Genomic DNA, 16,229 nt, shown 5'->3' on the forward strand with positions numbered 1-16,229 from the left:
GGCGAAAATGCGAACGACTTCTGCAAAATCGATAAAATTGTAACGAACGTGGTTAATGAAGTGTTGCAAAATGAACCATCTTCACGGTGGCCTTTTCTGCATAAAGCGCTTTGATTACAGTGATTTAACGGGAAAATTGGTGTAAAGACACCCTATCCCGCCAATCCGGCGGGATTTTTGCGGCACACATGGCCCGGATTGGCCTGAAATGCCTTATTTCGATGTTGCAGCGTGCAGACGGGCCACCAGATAGTCGTAGCTTTCCATCACCTGAACACGGTCGTTCGGTCCACGAACGATCATCGCGCCCTGTGCCAAAGGCAGGATCTGCAGCACGTGATCGAAGTTGATTGCAAACTTCTGACTGTTGCCAACAGCGGTGACTTCAATCCACATAAATAGCCCCTTCGAGAATCATATTTCCGAAGGATTTTATAAAGGCAGGATTGAAACTCTCAACCGCTTATCGATGCTTGTCAGACAACGAATTGGCTGCCGCAGCACCGCCAGCCATCACGTCTTCGCCAGTTGCCAGATCAGCCCTGCCGCCAGAACGGCCGGCACGGCGAACACAACGAGCAGGATCGGCAGTTCCTGGGCAATCGTGTAGCCGGCTTTGGTCACCCCAACCGTCATGTTGGCGAGCGACATGACCAGCCACACGGGCACGAACCATTTCGCCCCGGTGACGATGCCAGCGGTATCGCCACCCCAGAGTTTGCCGAACAGGGCAAACAGACCCAACAGAACCGCGCCGCCACCGATGACTGATACCATGTGCATGTCTTGCCCTCGCCCTTTACCCTCTTGAAGAACGCGGCCTGCCTGGATGGACAGGCCGCGCCGTGATGTCACTTGGTGGTGTAACCGCCGTTGACCAGAATGGTCTGGCCCGTCATCCACCAGCCATCGGAAACCATGAAGCGGATATAGGGCACGATATCGGCGATATCGGTCAAGCCAGTCTTCGAAAAACCGGAAAGTGCGGCGGCCGTCTTGTGGTAGGCCACGGCATCCGCGCCTTCAGCGGGGTAGAAGAACGGCGTATCCATCGGCCCCGGCCCGATCGCGGTCACCGAGATACCGCGTTCGCCGAACTCCTTGGAGGCGGCGCGGGTAAAATGCTCCACCGGCGCCTTGGTGCCGGCATAGCTCGCATAGAATGGCGTATAGGCGCCAAGCAGCGAGGTTACCAGCGTCACCAGCTTGCCGTTGTCGTTCAGGTGCTTCCCCGCTTCCTTGATGAAGAAGAAGGCCGTCTTGGCGTTGACCGCGCTCATGTCGTCATATTCGGCCTCGGAGATATCGAGGATCGGCTTTTTCAGGACCTTGCCGACGGTGTTGATGGCGATGTCCGGCCGGCCGATGGCGGCGACCGCATCGGCAAACAGCCGTTCCATCGCGCCAGCCGTCGTCAGGTCTGCCTGAAGTGCGACAGCCTCGGCACCGGCCGCCTTGATGGCCGCCACCGTTGCCTCGGCATCCGCCTTGGTGGCGGCGCTGTTATAGTGCACGCCGATGGCTTTCGCGCCGTGCGCGGCCAGATCGCGGGCAATCAGCCCGCCCAGGTTTTTCGCGCCGCCGGCAATGATTACGGTTTTGCCCTTGATGCTGTGATCGGTCATGGGTGGCCTCCTTTGCCAATGGGCGGCCGCATTGCGACCGCTTTCATGCAGGAACCATATCGTCTAGGATTGGCCGATAAAGGCAGTCGTTCTGACATCACTTGTCAGGAAATCCGCACAATAAAGGTGCCCGCATCTTGGACCGTATCGACCTCTTCCGCATCTTTGCGCGTGTTGTTGAATGCTCCAGCTTCACCCGCGCCGCCGATATGCTTGGCGTGCCCCGGTCCTCGGTCTCGGCAGCGGTGCAGGAGCTGGAAGGACGTGTCGGTGCGCGGCTGCTTCACCGCACCACGCGCAGCGTTTCACCCACACAGGATGGCGTTGCCTTCTATGAGCGTTGCCAGCGGGTCATCGCCGATGTCGAGGAGACGGAAAACCTCTTCCGCCAGACGGCGGCACAACCATCCGGCCGTCTCCGGATCGACGTGCCGGGCCGCATCGGCCGGCTGATCATCGCGCCTGCCCTGCCCGGCTTTCTCGATCTTTACCCGCAGATCGACATCGATCTCGGTGTCACTGACCGGGCCATCAACCTCATTGAAGACAGCGTCGATTGTGTGCTGCGCGTCGGGCCGTTGCGCGACTCCGGGCTGATTGCACGACCGATCGGCAGATTGCCGCTCATCAACGTTGCGAGCCCCGATTATGTCGCCCGCCACGGAAAGCCGCAGACACCTGACGATCTTGAACGTCACTGGGCGGTGAATTACGCCTCACCCTCCAGCGGCCGGGTCGAGGATTGGGAGTGGATGGAGGACGGTGTGTTGCGCACCAAAGCCATGCGTGGCCGCGTCACCGCCAACAGCGCCGAAGCCTATATCGCCTGCGCACTCGCCGGCCTCGGCCTGATCCAGATCCCGGCTTATGACGTGCGCGCCCACCTGGAGGCCGGTGAACTGGTCGAAGTCATGCCCGGCCACCGTGCCGAAGCCATGCCCATGGCCCTGCTCTACCCCCATCGCCAACACCTCTCCCGCCGCCTGCAGGTCTTCGCGGACTGGCTGGAAGCCCTGCTGAAGCGGCAGCTTCTGGCTTAGGCAGACGGATGTGAGGTATCACGCGCCCGGACGCCGGGAGCTGCTGCTCGCCAGATCGCACATCGCGTCGATCACCACCTCGGCGAATGGATCGGGCAGGTCGTGGCCCATGCCCTCCACCGGCATGTAGCGCGCACCGGGGATCGAGGCCGCCGTTTCCTCGCCGCAGGCGGGCAGGATCAGCGGATCATCCGTTCCATGAATGACGAGTGCCGGTGCCGTGATTGTTGCCAGACGGGCCCGCCGGTCGCCTGCTACGGCCATTGCAGCAATCTGCCGCGCAACGCCAGCGGGATCGTGGCTGCGCCTTGCCTCTTCCATCAGGATTGCCGCAAGCGATGCTTCGTCGAACGGGCAGGCCGTTCCGGCGATCTTCCGCGCAAAGGCAAGCCGCACCGCCAGAAAGCCATCGGGATCGACAGCGGGATCGGGCGCCGGACGCATCATCATCGCCATCACCTCGGGCGCGGCCTGCGGCAAGGCCGGGTTGCCGGTGCTCGACATGATCGAGGTGAGAGACAGGGTCCGCGCGGCATTCTCACTCGCCATGATCTGCGCGATCATGCCGCCCATCGAACGTCCTGCGACATGCACCCGCTCGATATCAAGAGCATCCAGAAGACCGATTGCATCTGCTGCCATGTCATCAAGCCTGTAGGGCACGACGGGTTGGCCTCCGGCCATCAGCATGGACGCCAGTGCGGCGAAATCCGGCACGGCAGAGCTGGTGAAATGCGTGGAGCAGCCGGCATCCCGATTGTCGAAACGGATGACCCGGTAGCCCCTCGCCGCCAGCCCTTCGCAGAAGCCTGTCGTCCAGCGGATCATCTGTGTGCCAAGGCCCGAAATCAGCAGGAACGTTTCATCACCTGGATTGCCGAAACTCTCCCAGGCAATCTCGATGCCATTGGCCTTGGTGATCGTCAGGGTCATGTCTCACTCGGCCCGTTCGTGGCATCGGCTGGCACACAGGCGAGCTGCAACGCGTAAGCCCTGATATCGTCAGGCCAGGTGACGATGCGTCCTTCCAGCGCTTTCAGGTCATCGGCAAACAAAGCGCGTGTCGCGTCCTCGTAACCGGGCAGATCTCCGGCCATGGCGTGCATGAACCGATAGGCGGCCTCTTGTGAAAGCCGCTTCTGCTGGCGTGGCTGCGTTGCCTTGCGGGCATCGTCCACCAGACGCCGCAACGCCGCAGAGGCGCCGCCCGGCTGCGCCGCCAGCCACTCCCATTGTCGCGGCAGCAATGTCACCTCGCGGGCGACAACGCCGAGTTTCGGCCGCCCCCGACCCTTCTGGTCCTGCGCCTCCCCTGATATCTCCGGTGCCTGCGACATCTGCCGCAGACGCTGCACCACCTCTGTCTCACTGCCGCGGAGATCAAGGTCGATGATGCGGCCCGTTGCATCGTCAAACACCAGCAGGCTGTCCGTCGCGTCGCCGGCGCGTTTCAGCGCAACGGCCACGTCTGCAAGAGCGCCCTTTGCCATCATCGTATGGCCGGAAAATGCTGTGCAGGATTTGGTCTGGGTATCGGGCATGGCACGCTCACTCAACTGAATGCGCAGATTAATACCCGGGTATAATTATCCCGTCAATTCTATCCGGGTAAAATAGACGCGTGGAAAACTGCCTCTCGTGGCATGAGCGGACGGATGCTATGAACCATGCAAAGCCCAGGGGTTGGATGCCATGACGCAAGCCGAAGAAATAACGTTGGATATGATGAATGTGCTGGAGCGTCAGCGCCGGGCGTTTCTGCAGGATGGCCCGCCCGATCTTGCGCTGCGCAGGGCGCGGCTCTCACGGCTGCGCGCTGCCGTTCTTGCCCATCGTCGGGCAATTGGCAATGCCATTTCCCAGGATTTCGGCCATCGCTCGCACCACGAAACCGATCTCATGGAACTGGTCGGCGTTATCCAGTCGATCGATTATCTCAGCCGCAACCTGCCCCGCTTCATGAAACCGGAGCGCCGCCATGTCGATATCCTCTATCAAGGCGGGCATGCCTCCGTGGCCTATCAGCCAAAGGGTGTCATCGGCATCATGGCGCCGTGGAACTACCCGTTTTCGCTAACGATGATCCCGCTTGCCACGGCCCTTGCCGCTGGCAATCGCGCCATGCTGAAACCATCCGAACTGACGCCGCGCATCAGCGAATTGATCCGCACCATGCTTGCAGAGGCATTTTCCGCCGAGGAGGTCTCGGTGGTGCTGGGTGGGCCGGAAGCCGGTGCCGAATTCAGCCGCCTTCCCTTCGATCATCTGCTGTTTACCGGAAGCACGCAGGTCGGCCGCATGGTCATGAAGGCCGCCAGTGAAAACCTCGTGCCGGTCACGCTGGAACTGGGCGGCAAAAGCCCCGCCATCATCGCACGCGGTCACGTTGACAGGCATACGCTTGGAAGTCTGGTGTTCGGCAAACTGTCGAATGCCGGGCAAACCTGCGTCGCCCCGGATTACGCCCTCGTGCATGCGGAGGATCTGGATGCCTTCGTTGCGGGATATGATGGCACCGTCGCCCGCGCCTACCCCGATGGCCCGACGGGCAAGGATTTCACCTCCATCATCAGCGACCGGCATTATCAACGCCTCACGGGCCTGATCGACGACGCACGACAGAAAGGCGCCCGCATCCTCGAGGTCGGCGTCAAACCCCAGTCTGCTGCCGACAGGCCCAAAACCCTCGCGCCCACGCTCATTCTCGATACGACCGACGACATGGCCGTGATGCAGGAGGAAATCTTCGGGCCGATCCTGCCCGTGCGGACATGGCAGACCATCGATCAGGTCATTACCCACATAAACGCCCGCCCCCGCCCGCTGGCGCTCTATTATTTCGGTACGCGGGATGCCGATTGTGAGACGCTGCTCAGCGCCACCACATCAGGCAATGTCGGCATCAACAACACCATGATCCACGTCGCCCAGGACGACCTCCCGTTCGGCGGCATAGGCCCAAGCGGCATGGGCGCTTACCACGGCATAGAAGGCTTCCGCACCATGAGCCACGCCAAAGGCATCTTCATCCAAAGCCGCTGGAACCTCCCCAAACTGCTCCGCCCACCATTTGGCAGATTGGCAGATGCGTCTTTAGCGTTTTTGCTGGGGCGGAGGGGTGGGAAAAGATAGTTCAGGGATCGCGCTTGCGCACCACTGGCTTGCGGTTGTGGGTATGAGCGACGGACTTCGATTTCCGATTTGATTAAATCTATGCGGGTTGATACGAAATAATGATACAACCAAAGATATTTTTTATCAGGAGTTCCTATGCACATCGTTGTTTCGTGGGACGTAGCCGACGGCATTGATAGAGATGCAATTGTTGATGCTCTTTTGGCTGTCATCCAGCCCTATCAATGGGTTCGTCCACTCACTACGCTCTACATTACTCGCGCCAACTTTGCTGAGCGCAATTTGATTATAGGCGGCATGCAACAAGTTGCACTGGCCCATCCGGGAAGGGTCAACGTAGTTGTCAGTCCGGTTATGGAAGGACGTTATGACGGCGCACTCGACCAGACCTCATGGCAACAGATCAATGACGTCACCGGCTAAAACGCGGATGTAGCACGCATTTTCGAGTAATGATTCCTCGGGGAAGGCGTGCATTGTGTCCGTGGAGCAAGGAGGAAACCCTAATGGCATTGAAAACCGCAAAGCCCAGATTTCGCGTCGCTGAATTTGGAGATGGTACGCCATTCATCTTCGTTGATCCGCATGGCGGTGATGATCTGGCGTTTTTCAAAAACAATACTGACTTCCGTCTGAAGGCTGGCACCAGTTACGAGGAGGCGCAGAAAATATCTGATTTCCTAAATGAACACATAGGGTTGATCGCTGAAGACCAAACTCGATAAAAAACGGGAGATATTAATGACAGAGGAAGACATACGCGGAGTTCAGGAAGGCGTCGTCATTCTTGCCACCTGCGTCGTTCAAACACTTGAAGAGACCAACCCAGGCGTCCAAGAAAAGTTCTTATCTCGTCTTGAAGAAGCTCAGTTCTACCTGCGTGAACAGCATCCTATGCCCATCGAGAAATCCACAGAAATGCTTTTGTGGACAAGAGAACTTCTAACTGGTTTCACATGGGGAAAGGGGCAAGGGAAGCCGTTTCTCTCGAAGTAACCTCCGGCTATTGCTCGGTGGAGGTCACGTCTCGCAGCAAAATAAGGCCTTGATGGGAACTCTACAGCTTCGCATCTGCGACGGGCGTAGAAATATGGCAGATGGGGTGGGATTCGAACCCACGGTACGCTCTCACGCACGCCGGTTTTCAAGACCGGTTCCTTAAACCACTCGGACACCCATCCCTGCAGTGGTGAGGCTTTATAGCGGTTTGAAAAAAGCCGTCAATCCCGCTAACGCCATGATGCGCCCCGCCCCGTCATAATCCACCGGTGATCTGCGAAGAGCTTATTGCCCCGGCGTGGTGCCCGGTGGCAGGAGGGAGCCTTGTCCTGTGGGGACGGCCGGTATCTGCTGGCTGGTTTCGAAGAAGGCGATGCTCAGCACGATCGCGATCAGTACCAGCAGAAGCCCGACAAAAACCAAACCCGACTTGTCCATTCGTCTGCGCATGGGCGTGATGATATGTCCAAATGTGTGCAATTCGAGGCGACCGGGCAAATCCGGTGCCGCGTGCAAACCTGCGACCATCCCCGCGCCATTGCAACCGTTTATGCCGGAAACGGTGTCGGATTTTTGCAATGCAAGGGAAACGGGCCGGCATCTGCCAGGCGTTCTTCAGGCGGGAAGCTTGTTCTGATTGGCCGGCTTGCGGTTCGAAACGGGTGTCGAGGCAAGGTAGAGAACGTAATCGTCGGCAGCATCGGCCAGCGCCAGCGCCGCCTCTTCCTCCCGCCAGCCATTTGCCACGGCATTGACGATCAGGGCCCGCGCGGCAGCAATAAACGTTTCCCGGCATTCGGCGATCCGGGCCGTCTGGTCAACTGCAAAACGTGGGGGTTGAATTTGCTGCATGACGGCAGATTGCCATTACTGCCTTGCTTCCGCAAGTCATTGATTAAGTGATAGTTAATATATCAAGGTGTGAGACAGTTTTGTATCATAGTGGCACGAAATTGCGCAGCGCGGTGCCGCAAAACGCCCTTTTCAGCGGCAAATAGCCGGGCGCGCAAACCCGCCTTGCCCGATGGGTCGGGGGTGCTGACATGTTTTTTAGCAAAGCGTACCGATTGGGACGGATGTGACCTATCTCATCCACGACATAATGAGCTATTCATTATTCATCGCTCCCGGGCATTGCCCAACTTTCCCCGAGCGATCAACCTTGCCCCGCTTATCGCGGGGCTTTTTTATTTCGGGCTTGCGTGTTTCAAGCCTGCCATATGCCTCAGACGTCAATGCCCGGACGGTGCCCATCATAACGCAGCAGGTCTTCGAAGAGATCGATAATGGCGGGCGGCAGCGTATCGGAAAGCTCGGCGATGATTTCCGTGGCCCGGTTATAGGAATAGATCGCGCATAGCGTCAGAACCAGCAGCACGATCCACGGCCACATGGCTTTCTTGCGGGGTGGTCGTGGCGGGGGTGGTGGGCCTTGGTCGACAGCCATTTTTCTCCTGCCCTTCGTTCAGTGCGTGTCAGCGCGCTCTCGCACGCGGTTCGCCGCCCGGTGCATAGGCGGTCTTTTGCAGGAAGCGGAATATATTGCCGCATTGCGCACAGCGTATCATGTATTCGGAAGGATTGCCGGAAGGACGCTCGGCGCGAAACCCCCTCGGCATCTCGTCAATGCGGAAGTCCACATCCGGCAAACGCTTGTCATCCAGTTCCGAGGCTTCGGCAAAACCCTGGTGGCCGCACTTCGAACATTCGAGTTTCCGGGAATATCTGTCGCGCGCTGCCATTTGCCGTCCTTTTTACTGTCAAAGGTCAGGTAGCAGCGACGAATGGGCATTTCAATGGTTCGGGCCGGACGTTAAGAGTAAAGAGTGGCCGAATCCCCTGTCCTCTGCGGCCAGCAGACGCGTTTGCCGGCTGCGGTCGCGTCGATCTTTCCGGACAGTTTTATCGCCGTGGACGTCTTGAGGGGCCCATGCAGAACGAAACGCCCTTCTTCTCTTCCCGTTTCCGCCTCGTGCTCTCCGCTTTTGCAGCCCTGTTCCTTGTTCTTCTGGCGGCGCTGTGGTTTGCGGCGGGCTGGTACGGCGAGCAGATACTCAATGCCGGGCACACGACCTCGACCGATCCCGTCACCGTTACCATTGGCAATGACAGGCTGCAGCTTGCCAAAAACACCATCCGCGTGCCCGCGCAGCGCCAGGATGGCGAATCGGATCGGGTCGATCTCTATCTGACCTGGCCGGATTTCGGCGGATATGGCGAAGCGAATCGCAAGGTTTTCGATAATCCGGACAGCACGGCCGACCTTATCTTCATACAGATATCGCGCAGCACCATGTCGGAGGATATGTCCGGCCGCTTCCTGCCGATCTACGCGCGGCTGGCGGAAGGAGAGCCCCTGCCCCTGCGTTACGGCCTGATACTGCACCGCCTGAAAGCCGATTCCGGTTACGGCAAGGAAGTCATTCTGACTGGAAAGCGTGACGGCGAAACCGACTTCGTGGTGCGCTGCCTTTTGCCGCAAAAGCCCGAGGAATCAACAGGAAACGATTGCCAGCGGGATATTCGCGCCGGTCAGGACCTGACGATCTTCTACCGCTTTTCCGCACGCCTCTTGCCGCAATGGCAAAAACTCGACCAGGCACTGAAAACTTATGTCGAGGCCCGCCTCAATAAAGGCTGAATACTGCGGGAAGCCCCGTCCCGCAATGTGCTCGAAAAGTCGCATTTTATGGAATCCGGATACCCTTCATAAACCACTTGGTAACGCCATCTCGATAAAGTTCCGACCCATAGAGTTCGGGCGGGGCGTGTCCGAGCGGATTATGAATATGCGATTGAAGAGTTCAGCGGTGTTGAAAATTCTATCTGGAGCACATGTGCGCAAAGCGGGTGTGAAGTCTTTCGTCAGGTTCGTTGCGTTGACCCTTGCTGCGGCGTTCATGGCCGCAACATCCGTTCAGACCGCACAGGCAGAACCGAAGTATGCCGGCATCGTCATCGATGCGAAAACGGGCAAGGTTCTGTATGGCGAAGACCCCGACGGTCTGCGCTATCCGGCCTCGCTGACCAAGATGATGACGCTTTATCTTACGTTTGAAGCGTTGAGCTCGGGTCGTATCTCTCTCGACTCCAAGGTTCCGGTTTCGGCCAATGCCGCAAAGGAGCCGCCTTCCAAGCTCGGCGTTCGCGCCGGTGGCAGCATCACGGTTGAACAGGCCATTCTGGCGCTGGTCACCCGCTCTGCAAACGATATGGCGACGGCACTTGGCGAATATCTCGGCGGATCGGAAGATCGTTTCGCCCGCATGATGACGGCCAAGGCACGTGCTCTCGGCATGACACGCACGACCTACCGCAATGCCAATGGCCTGCCGAACACCGCGCAGATGACCACGGCACGCGATCAGGCCCGTCTCGGTATCGCCCTTCGCCAGCACTACCCGCAATATTACGGTTACTTCAACACCCGCACCTTTACCTTCGGCAAGCAGGTCATCGGCAACCACAATCGTCTGGTTGGCACGGTCAAGGGCGTTGACGGTATCAAGACCGGTTACACCCGCGCTGCAGGCTCCAACCTTGCAACCTCGGCACAGCTTGATGGCCGCTCCATCGTCGCCGTTGTTCTCGGTGGCCGTTCCAGCGCAGCCCGTGATGCCACCATGCGCAAGCTGGTTGCCACTTATCTGCCGCAGGCTTCGCGTGGCGGTAACTCCAACCTGATTGCCCAGACGCGTTCCGCGCCGATTGAAGAGCCGATTGCACCAGCCGCACCGGTGGCCATTGCTGCCGCTGTGCCTTCCGCACCGGTTGCCGCAGCCTCCGCTGGCGGTCTGCCGCACTCCGGCCCGGTTCCACAGGCCCGTTACGGCGATGAAGCACCTGTCAGCGCCTTTGCCGGTTCGTCTTCCAACGCGGCTGTCAACGCCATGGAAATGGCAACGACCCGCCAGAAGGCAAAGACGCAAGCACCCGTTCCAGTCGCCCCGATTGCGCCGGATCGCAGCCTGATCACCAACTCCACCAAGGTCGACAACATCGTCACCGCGTCCGTTGCAGCCTCTGCAGCCAAGCCTGCCATTGCCCCGAAGATGGAAGCACCGGCCAGCGGCTGGGTCATCCAGATCGGCGCTTCGCCAGACGAAACCTCGGCCCGCAACCTGTTGCAGTCGGCGCAGGAAAAAGGCGGCGCGGCACTGCGCTCTGCCAAGCCCTTCACCGTCGCCTTCAACAAGGACGGCTCCCAGTTCTACCGCGCCCGCTTCGGTGGCTTCGATGGTCAGAACGCTGCGGTCAATGCGTGTAATGCGTTGAAGAAGAAAGGCGTAAGCTGCTGGGCCTCGGCACAGTAGTCGTCACCCTGAACGGGCGGTGCCTCAAGGTTTTGGCACCGCTCAAATCCCCTCGAATTTGTATTGTGTAACGAGGCGTTCAAAGATGGCAATCAACGAGAATTTTTCGGACATTGCAGCAGGCAACGGTCAGGGCAGCCTTTCCGTTCTGCACCCCATTCATGAGGCCGCAATGCGCATTGCCGATATCGGCCTCAACCGTTCCCGGCATAAGACGCGTGATCTGGTCAACCTGCTGCTTTCGCACGGCGCCCGCGCATGGCGCAGCAACCAGCCGGAAGCGAAGATCCATCTTCACATTTCCGGCCGCTCCGGCCGCGCGCCCATTCACATGAAGCTGCGCTGAAACGCGACTGTCCGAACAGGAATCACAAAACCCCGCGGCGCCATCGGTTCCGCGGGTTTTTTTGTCTCTTCAGCCGGGTTGGCCATGATGCACCTGCCCTGCCGGCCCGTTTCTCGGTCAGGCGTTCTTATCACCGTTATCAGGTAGTCGCGGTCGGCGGTGTTGTTTTGCAAGCACGGCGACGCGCAGCCACTTGTGGCCGCTGGCACGCTCTAGGCGCTTGCATCCGCCAATTCCCGCGCGGAAGCCGCGTTCGGCTGTGCTGACGAAATGCGGCCGGGAAAGCCAGAGGGGAAAGCGATCTGCTCTCGCCATGTCGATGGAGGAAGGACGCCGGGTGTTCACCAGCGCGCCGCATCGATGCGCAGCAGGCCCGCCGGCAGCACCCATTCTGGTCCCTTGCCATCGACGCGCACCGGGAAGGTCAGCCGCCTCGCCGGTCCCCAGGATGTTTGTTCCAGAGCGGGAGCCAGATCGGCGTCTCTGTCCTCGAGTTTCGATCCCTGAAATGGCCGGGCACCGGCGCCCGTCAGCAAGGCCGCGGTTCTGGCAAGCGACAGGCGGGCGGAAAACCTCGTTCCGGTTGCCTGCGCATGGCGCAAGGCGCGCAGCACGGCTGCGGCGATCAGATAGCCCGTCGCATGGTCAAGCGCCTGAACCGGAAGCGGCACCGGCTGCGCGCCAGCGGATCGCGTCATGCCTTCATCTGCAATGCCGCAGCTCATCTGCACCAGACTGTCGAAACCACGCCTGCCCGCCCAGGGCCCGCTCCAGCCATAGGCATCAAGGCAGACATCGATCAGGCCGGGCGACAGGCGCTGGCGCTCATCATCGCCATAACCGAGCTTTTCCAGCGCACCGGGGCGGTAGCCATGCATCAGCACATCGGCCTCTGAGAGAAGGGCTTCAAAGGTGCGGCGGTCATCGGCACGGTGCAGATCAAGCCCGGCGCGGCGTTTGCCCACCGTCACCTCCGGTTCCACGGCCGGTTCGTTCCAGTCGGGCGGATCGATGCGCAGCACCTCAGCACCGAAACCCGCCAGAAACCGCGTTGCCACCGGCCCGGCCAGAACGCGGGTCAGGTCCAGCACCCGCAGGCCATCAAGACCGGTGATCCTGCGCCCCTGCCCGATCTCTCGCCACTGGATCAGCGGCTCAGCCGACACTGCCTGCCCTTGCGGATGCGTCCTCCATTCCTCCAGGCTGCGCATGGCGGCCGCCGCACCGCCCGCCGCCACGATCGCCGCTTCCAGCTCGTCCTTGTTCCGGGCCGCAACCGCCCCTGAAACGCTCTCCCTGTCACCGGCGCAGTCCAGCACCTGCAGCGCGGCGTTGCGGTGGTGCGGCGCATTGGTGTGCAGCCTGATCCAGCCATCGTCAGCGCGGTAATCGCCGGCAATCGGGTCCCAGATCGACGGCAGGCTCCAGCCGGCAGGGCGAAGGCTCATGCTGAACCACATCAGCGATAACCGGCGATCAACCGAAACCGCCCGCGCACCTGTCAGTCCCGCAAGCTCGCTTGCGGCGGCGCGCACCGAGGCCTCCGCCAGATCGGACACCCGGAAACACGACGGCAATTCGCCGTCACCGCTGCGTGACACCTCTGTTGCAGGGGCAAATTCCCTCCCCAGCGCCTCGTTGATCTCCCTGTCGAAATCCTGCGTCACCTTCGCCTCCATCGCTGCCTGCCTTCAATGCATGATTGGCGCATGAGACCGCCGAGTTGACCGGCTGTAAATCTTGATCAATATAATCAATATGAATTCTCTTGACTGGATCGACGCCCAGACGGCCTGTGCGATGCTCGGCGTCAAGCCGCAGACGCTTTATGCCTATGTCAGCCGTGGTCAGGTGCGGGCTGAGGCGGATGCCGAGGACGCGCGCCGCAGCCTTTATGCGCGCCCGGATGTGGATGCCCTGCTGCAACAGAACCGACGTCCCCGCGCCCGCGCGGAGATTGCAGAACAGGCGATCAGATGGGGCGAACCCTTGCTTTCCACCGCCATTTCGGAGGTGCGCGACGGCATGCTCTGGCTGCGCGGCCTGTCGATTGAACACTGCGCGGAGCATTTCACGCTTGAGGATATGGCCGCGCATCTGTGGGCCGTCAGTGCGGTCGATGCGCCGGAGAGCGAGGTGGCGTCATCCCTGCCCAGTCCGCTCGGCCGCGCGTTGGAGGTTCTCAGCCGGGAGGTGCCGGCAGCACCGGACCTGAAGCCGGATGCGGCTGCGAAACAGGGCGGCAGGCTGATGTCCCTTGTCGCCAATGCCCTTCTCGGTAAATCAGCATCGGGACCGATCCACCTGCGTCTCGGGCAGAGTTGGGGTCTGGATGCATCCGGCTGTGACGATGTGCGCCGTGCCCTGGTGCTGCTGAGCGACCACGAATTGAACCCGTCCACCTTCGCCGTGCGCATCGCCGCATCAACGGGCGCAAGCCTTCCGGCTGCCCTGCTCTCCGGTCTCGCCACACTCAGCGGCCCGCGCCACGGCGGTGTCGCCACGCTGGCGCGGGTGGCGCTGCAAGCCACGGAGAGCGGCGAAATAGAGGCCTTCCTCAAGGATCATGCCGACCAGTCACCCTATGGTTACGGCTTCGGCCATCCGCTATACCCGGAGGGTGATCCAAGGGCACGCCTCATCCTCGCCCGCCTCGGCGCGACAGCATCCCCGGTCGCCGCAGTCTGGGCGCTCTCCAGTGAACTCGGCATTCCACCCAACATAGACGCCGCCCTCGCCGCCTTGAGCCTTGTGCACAAACTACCCGACGATGCCGCTTTCACGATCTTCGCAACCGGAAGACTGATCGGCTGGATCGCCCACGCCATCGAACAACAGCAAACCGGCGAAATCATCCGCCCGCGCGCACGTTATCGCGGGAGCGTGTAGCCATGTCACTCACCAAAGACATCAGGTGACAAAGGGCATGATATCCACGCCGTCGCCGGGAAAGACGGTGATGTGCGGGTGGTCCTGAAAAAGCCTTGCGGCGGCGTCGGCGCTCTCTGCCTCAACCACCAGATAACCGCAGAACGGATTGACCGCAGCCTCTATGCCATCTCTGCTAACGCGCGTCGTCTTGCCCACCATCCCGCCGCGATCCAGAATGGACGCGGCGTTTTTCTCCTCCCACGCCGCCCATGCCTTGACGCCGACGGCATCGACAGCATCCTGCTCGGATTTCGGCATCCGCCGAAAGGCCGCGAGGTCTTCGGGCGTCATGGTGTAAACGGCTAGAAAACGCGGCATGGACCACCTCCACAGTCTGCAACGATCACCAAGCTTACACCGCAAGTCTGCAAACCAGTCACGGAATTTCAGAGTGGCCTGTGCGGGTGTCGCCGCAATGCAGGCATGAGGCGCGACCCTGCCCCATCTGCCTTCCCGCTTCGCAACCTTCGCCCGTTCAAATCCGCACTGCCGGTTCTGCCCGATAGGCGGTATGAAGCATGGCGTTGAACGCGTCCGATACGGGTATCTCAAACGAGCCGATCCTGCGGATCGCGACACCGGGCGTCCATGAATTCATCAGCGCGGCACCGGCAAAGCTTTCGGCATCTGCAAGGCTGATGTCTTCCGTTCGGGAGCGGATGCCGAGTTTCGCAAGCTGTCGCTCGACGATCTGCATGGTGACGCCGTGCAGGATATCGGCCTTCGGCCATATCACCGATTGCCCATCCCAGAATGCCAGATTCCAGATGCTGGCTTCGGCCAGACGCCCCTGTTGATCGACAAACACGGCATCGTCAAAACCGTTGCGCGCAGCCTGACGCATCGAGTAGGTCTTCATCGGCTCACCCACCTGCTTGATGCTGGCAAGCGCCCTCTGGTGGTGAACGACATCCAGCGCGACAGGTCCGCCCGGACCCGACGATGCCGGAAAGCTCCGCACCAAGATGGCCGGATCGTCATAAGACGCTTGCGCTGTGAACTCCCCATGCCGCGAAAATACAGTGGCGGTCAGAGAAAGGTTCTGCGGCCCGGCCGCAACCGCCATGCGCAGAAAACGGCTGATGTCGGCATCGCTCCGCGCGCGGCCAAAAATTGCCATCGAGGCGGTGCGAAGGCGTGTGAGATGCAGGTCCAGCCCCCGCACCTTGCCATCACGAACCTGCATTGCGGTAAAATGGGCAAAGCCCGCAAAGGCCAGCGGCGACAGATCCGTCGCGGTCGCCTCGTTTCCATCCAGCATGGTCACGAAGGAAGGATGTTCTTGCATAGTCTCTTGCTCCTCAGATGTGTTTGCATTGACGAGCAAATCCTATAGACCCTGACAGCGCTGTTAGGGTCAAGGGTGAAATCATGAAGATTGGCGACATGGCAGAGCGGACCGGCATCAGCATCCGGATGCTGCGATATTATGAAGAACAGGGCCTGCTGACGCCCGGCCGAACCGCCGCCGGCTACCGCGACTATGGCACAGAAGAACTTGCCACGATCACAAGGATCAGGAAGCTCGGCGCCTGCGGAATGACACTGCCGGTCATCCAGCAATTCCTGCCCTGCTCCCTCGACGGCCGCGACGAATTCGAACCCTGCGACGAACTGCGCGCCATCCTGCAAAAACACATCGACGGCGTCGACCAGCAGATGGCCGCACTCTCAGAAAGCCGCACCCTCCTCTCCGACCTGATGAGCGAGATCGACACAAGGCTGAAATGAGCGTGGGGAGCCTTGTCTGAAACCAGTCGGTCGCTACTGCGATGTCAGCTTGAAGGCAGGAAAAATCTGACGATCAGCACATCCGTCATCTGTCGATCACGAGCAGCGG

At 60.3% G+C, this 16,229-nt stretch carries 22 protein-coding genes and 1 tRNA gene; 10 read left to right on the top strand and 13 right to left on the bottom strand.

Annotation, left to right across the window (positions count from 1 at the left end; genetic code table 11):
* Window positions 1-213: 213 nt before the first annotated feature.
* From HWX89_RS16475 to HWX89_RS16485, 3 genes are all read right to left on the bottom strand, one after another.
* Window positions 214-396, bottom strand: a complete 183-nt coding sequence (locus tag HWX89_RS16475) for a hypothetical protein (RefSeq protein ID WP_138795059.1) — start codon at window positions 394-396, stop codon at window positions 214-216.
* Between the two features lie 117 nt (window positions 397-513).
* Window positions 514-783, bottom strand: a complete 270-nt coding sequence (locus tag HWX89_RS16480; RefSeq protein ID WP_138795058.1) for a hypothetical protein — start codon at window positions 781-783, stop codon at window positions 514-516.
* 68 nt (window positions 784-851) lie between these two features.
* Window positions 852-1,625 (bottom strand): SDR family oxidoreductase, encoded by a 774-nt coding sequence (locus HWX89_RS16485; RefSeq protein WP_138795057.1) that lies wholly within the window; start codon window positions 1,623-1,625, stop codon window positions 852-854.
* 137 nt (window positions 1,626-1,762) lie between these two features.
* Between HWX89_RS16485 and HWX89_RS16490 the strand changes: the two genes are divergently transcribed.
* Window positions 1,763-2,665, top strand: coding sequence for a LysR family transcriptional regulator (locus HWX89_RS16490; protein WP_138795056.1), 903 nt, complete (start codon window positions 1,763-1,765; stop codon window positions 2,663-2,665).
* A gap of 18 nt (window positions 2,666-2,683) precedes the next feature.
* Here HWX89_RS16490 and HWX89_RS16495 read toward each other — a convergent pair whose 3' ends face one another.
* Window positions 2,684-3,598 (bottom strand): alpha/beta fold hydrolase, encoded by a 915-nt coding sequence (locus tag HWX89_RS16495; protein WP_210271437.1) that lies wholly within the window; start codon window positions 3,596-3,598, stop codon window positions 2,684-2,686.
* A complete protein-coding gene (locus HWX89_RS16500; RefSeq protein ID WP_138795055.1) occupies window positions 3,595-4,206 on the bottom strand; it encodes a DUF2239 family protein in 612 nt (203 codons plus the stop codon). Before HWX89_RS16500 ends, HWX89_RS16495 begins: the two co-directional genes overlap by 4 nt.
* 151 nt (window positions 4,207-4,357) lie before the next feature.
* Here HWX89_RS16500 and HWX89_RS16505 point away from each other — a divergent pair, with 151 nt between their 5' ends.
* The 4 genes from HWX89_RS16505 to HWX89_RS16520 all read left to right on the top strand — a co-directional run bounded on the left by HWX89_RS16505 (window position 4,358) and on the right by HWX89_RS16520 (window position 6,796).
* Window positions 4,358-5,797 (top strand): coniferyl aldehyde dehydrogenase, encoded by a 1,440-nt coding sequence (locus HWX89_RS16505; RefSeq protein WP_138795054.1) that lies wholly within the window; start codon window positions 4,358-4,360, stop codon window positions 5,795-5,797.
* Window positions 5,798-5,935: 138 nt separating this feature from the next.
* Window positions 5,936-6,223, top strand: coding sequence for a hypothetical protein (locus HWX89_RS16510; RefSeq protein ID WP_138795053.1), 288 nt, complete (start codon window positions 5,936-5,938; stop codon window positions 6,221-6,223).
* Window positions 6,224-6,306: 83 nt separating this feature from the next.
* A complete protein-coding gene (locus HWX89_RS16515; RefSeq protein ID WP_138795052.1) occupies window positions 6,307-6,525 on the top strand; it encodes a hypothetical protein in 219 nt (72 codons plus the stop codon).
* Window positions 6,526-6,541: 16 nt separating this feature from the next.
* Window positions 6,542-6,796 (top strand): hypothetical protein, encoded by a 255-nt coding sequence (locus HWX89_RS16520; protein ID WP_138795051.1) that lies wholly within the window; start codon window positions 6,542-6,544, stop codon window positions 6,794-6,796.
* A gap of 95 nt (window positions 6,797-6,891) precedes the next feature.
* On the opposite strand, the gene HWX89_RS16525 is transcribed toward HWX89_RS16520, so the two are convergent.
* The 5 genes from HWX89_RS16525 to HWX89_RS16545 all read right to left on the bottom strand — a co-directional run bounded on the left by HWX89_RS16525 (window position 6,892) and on the right by HWX89_RS16545 (window position 8,541).
* Window positions 6,892-6,981, bottom strand: a tRNA-Ser gene (locus HWX89_RS16525).
* A 103-nt stretch (window positions 6,982-7,084) separates the two neighbouring features.
* On the bottom strand, window positions 7,085-7,327 hold the full coding sequence (locus tag HWX89_RS16530; protein ID WP_138795050.1) for a hypothetical protein: 243 nt from the start codon (window positions 7,325-7,327) through the stop codon (window positions 7,085-7,087).
* A gap of 87 nt (window positions 7,328-7,414) precedes the next feature.
* Window positions 7,415-7,651, bottom strand: a complete 237-nt coding sequence (locus HWX89_RS16535; RefSeq protein WP_210271514.1) for a hypothetical protein — start codon at window positions 7,649-7,651, stop codon at window positions 7,415-7,417.
* A 373-nt stretch (window positions 7,652-8,024) separates the two neighbouring features.
* Window positions 8,025-8,246, bottom strand: a complete 222-nt coding sequence (locus tag HWX89_RS16540; RefSeq protein ID WP_138795049.1) for a hypothetical protein — start codon at window positions 8,244-8,246, stop codon at window positions 8,025-8,027.
* Window positions 8,247-8,274: 28 nt separating this feature from the next.
* A complete protein-coding gene (locus tag HWX89_RS16545; RefSeq protein WP_138795048.1) occupies window positions 8,275-8,541 on the bottom strand; it encodes a hypothetical protein in 267 nt (88 codons plus the stop codon).
* A 188-nt stretch (window positions 8,542-8,729) separates the two neighbouring features.
* Here HWX89_RS16545 and HWX89_RS16550 point away from each other — a divergent pair, with 188 nt between their 5' ends.
* The 3 genes from HWX89_RS16550 (at window position 8,730) to HWX89_RS16560 (ending at window position 11,458) form a co-directional block, all read left to right on the top strand.
* Window positions 8,730-9,440, top strand: a complete 711-nt coding sequence (locus HWX89_RS16550) for a hypothetical protein (protein ID WP_138795047.1) — start codon at window positions 8,730-8,732, stop codon at window positions 9,438-9,440.
* Between the two features lie 148 nt (window positions 9,441-9,588).
* The gene (locus HWX89_RS16555; protein WP_138795046.1) at window positions 9,589-11,112 is read left to right on the top strand and encodes a D-alanyl-D-alanine carboxypeptidase family protein; all 1,524 of its coding nucleotides are present in this window, start codon (window positions 9,589-9,591) and stop codon (window positions 11,110-11,112) included.
* An 85-nt stretch (window positions 11,113-11,197) separates the two neighbouring features.
* A complete protein-coding gene (locus HWX89_RS16560; RefSeq protein WP_138795045.1) occupies window positions 11,198-11,458 on the top strand; it encodes a hypothetical protein in 261 nt (86 codons plus the stop codon).
* A gap of 341 nt (window positions 11,459-11,799) precedes the next feature.
* Here HWX89_RS16560 and HWX89_RS16565 read toward each other — a convergent pair whose 3' ends face one another.
* Window positions 11,800-13,125, bottom strand: a complete 1,326-nt coding sequence (locus HWX89_RS16565) for a CoA transferase (RefSeq protein WP_353505697.1) — start codon at window positions 13,123-13,125, stop codon at window positions 11,800-11,802.
* Between the two features lie 91 nt (window positions 13,126-13,216).
* On the opposite strand from HWX89_RS16565, the gene HWX89_RS16570 reads away from it, so the two are divergent.
* A complete protein-coding gene (locus tag HWX89_RS16570) occupies window positions 13,217-14,347 on the top strand; it encodes a citrate synthase family protein (RefSeq protein ID WP_138795043.1) in 1,131 nt (376 codons plus the stop codon).
* 21 nt (window positions 14,348-14,368) lie between these two features.
* On the opposite strand, the gene HWX89_RS16575 is transcribed toward HWX89_RS16570, so the two are convergent.
* The gene (locus HWX89_RS16575) at window positions 14,369-14,707 is read right to left on the bottom strand and encodes a hypothetical protein (protein WP_178340805.1); all 339 of its coding nucleotides are present in this window, start codon (window positions 14,705-14,707) and stop codon (window positions 14,369-14,371) included.
* A 157-nt stretch (window positions 14,708-14,864) separates the two neighbouring features.
* The gene (locus HWX89_RS16580) at window positions 14,865-15,677 is read right to left on the bottom strand and encodes an aminotransferase class IV family protein (RefSeq protein WP_138795042.1); all 813 of its coding nucleotides are present in this window, start codon (window positions 15,675-15,677) and stop codon (window positions 14,865-14,867) included.
* An 83-nt stretch (window positions 15,678-15,760) separates the two neighbouring features.
* On the opposite strand from HWX89_RS16580, the gene HWX89_RS16585 reads away from it, so the two are divergent.
* Entirely contained in the window at window positions 15,761-16,120 is a 360-nt protein-coding gene (locus HWX89_RS16585) for a MerR family transcriptional regulator (protein ID WP_138795041.1), read from the top strand.
* Window positions 16,121-16,229: the final 109 nt, after the last annotated feature.

Source organism: Rhizobium sp. RM, assembly GCF_013390595.1.
Lineage (GTDB): Bacteria > Pseudomonadota > Alphaproteobacteria > Rhizobiales > Rhizobiaceae > Agrobacterium.

What these genes read in the sequence shown, in the direction of transcription:
- HWX89_RS16475 (WP_138795059.1), bottom strand. Translation starts at nt 396, where the DNA reads ATGTGGATTGAAGTCACCGCTGTTGGCAACAGTCAGAAGTTTGCAATC.
- HWX89_RS16480 (WP_138795058.1), bottom strand. Translation starts at nt 783, where the DNA reads ATGCACATGGTATCAGTCATCGGTGGCGGCGCGGTTCTGTTGGGTCTG.
- HWX89_RS16485 (WP_138795057.1), bottom strand. Translation starts at nt 1,625, where the DNA reads ATGACCGATCACAGCATCAAGGGCAAAACCGTAATCATTGCCGGCGGC.
- HWX89_RS16495 (WP_210271437.1), bottom strand. Translation starts at nt 3,598, where the DNA reads ATGACCCTGACGATCACCAAGGCCAATGGCATCGAGATTGCCTGGGAG.
- HWX89_RS16500 (WP_138795055.1), bottom strand. Translation starts at nt 4,206, where the DNA reads ATGCCCGATACCCAGACCAAATCCTGCACAGCATTTTCCGGCCATACG.
- HWX89_RS16505 (WP_138795054.1), top strand. Translation starts at nt 4,358, where the DNA reads ATGACGCAAGCCGAAGAAATAACGTTGGATATGATGAATGTGCTGGAG.
- HWX89_RS16510 (WP_138795053.1), top strand. Translation starts at nt 5,936, where the DNA reads ATGCACATCGTTGTTTCGTGGGACGTAGCCGACGGCATTGATAGAGAT.
- HWX89_RS16515 (WP_138795052.1), top strand. Translation starts at nt 6,307, where the DNA reads ATGGCATTGAAAACCGCAAAGCCCAGATTTCGCGTCGCTGAATTTGGA.
- HWX89_RS16520 (WP_138795051.1), top strand. Translation starts at nt 6,542, where the DNA reads ATGACAGAGGAAGACATACGCGGAGTTCAGGAAGGCGTCGTCATTCTT.
- HWX89_RS16530 (WP_138795050.1), bottom strand. Translation starts at nt 7,327, where the DNA reads ATGGTCGCAGGTTTGCACGCGGCACCGGATTTGCCCGGTCGCCTCGAA.
- HWX89_RS16535 (WP_210271514.1), bottom strand. Translation starts at nt 7,651, where the DNA reads ATGCAGCAAATTCAACCCCCACGTTTTGCAGTTGACCAGACGGCCCGG.
- HWX89_RS16540 (WP_138795049.1), bottom strand. Translation starts at nt 8,246, where the DNA reads ATGGCTGTCGACCAAGGCCCACCACCCCCGCCACGACCACCCCGCAAG.
- HWX89_RS16545 (WP_138795048.1), bottom strand. Translation starts at nt 8,541, where the DNA reads ATGGCAGCGCGCGACAGATATTCCCGGAAACTCGAATGTTCGAAGTGC.
- HWX89_RS16550 (WP_138795047.1), top strand. Translation starts at nt 8,730, where the DNA reads ATGCAGAACGAAACGCCCTTCTTCTCTTCCCGTTTCCGCCTCGTGCTC.
- HWX89_RS16555 (WP_138795046.1), top strand. Translation starts at nt 9,589, where the DNA reads ATGCGATTGAAGAGTTCAGCGGTGTTGAAAATTCTATCTGGAGCACAT.
- HWX89_RS16560 (WP_138795045.1), top strand. Translation starts at nt 11,198, where the DNA reads ATGGCAATCAACGAGAATTTTTCGGACATTGCAGCAGGCAACGGTCAG.
- HWX89_RS16570 (WP_138795043.1), top strand. Translation starts at nt 13,217, where the DNA reads ATGAATTCTCTTGACTGGATCGACGCCCAGACGGCCTGTGCGATGCTC.
- HWX89_RS16575 (WP_178340805.1), bottom strand. Translation starts at nt 14,707, where the DNA reads ATGCCGCGTTTTCTAGCCGTTTACACCATGACGCCCGAAGACCTCGCG.
- HWX89_RS16580 (WP_138795042.1), bottom strand. Translation starts at nt 15,677, where the DNA reads ATGCAAGAACATCCTTCCTTCGTGACCATGCTGGATGGAAACGAGGCG.
- HWX89_RS16585 (WP_138795041.1), top strand. Translation starts at nt 15,761, where the DNA reads ATGAAGATTGGCGACATGGCAGAGCGGACCGGCATCAGCATCCGGATG.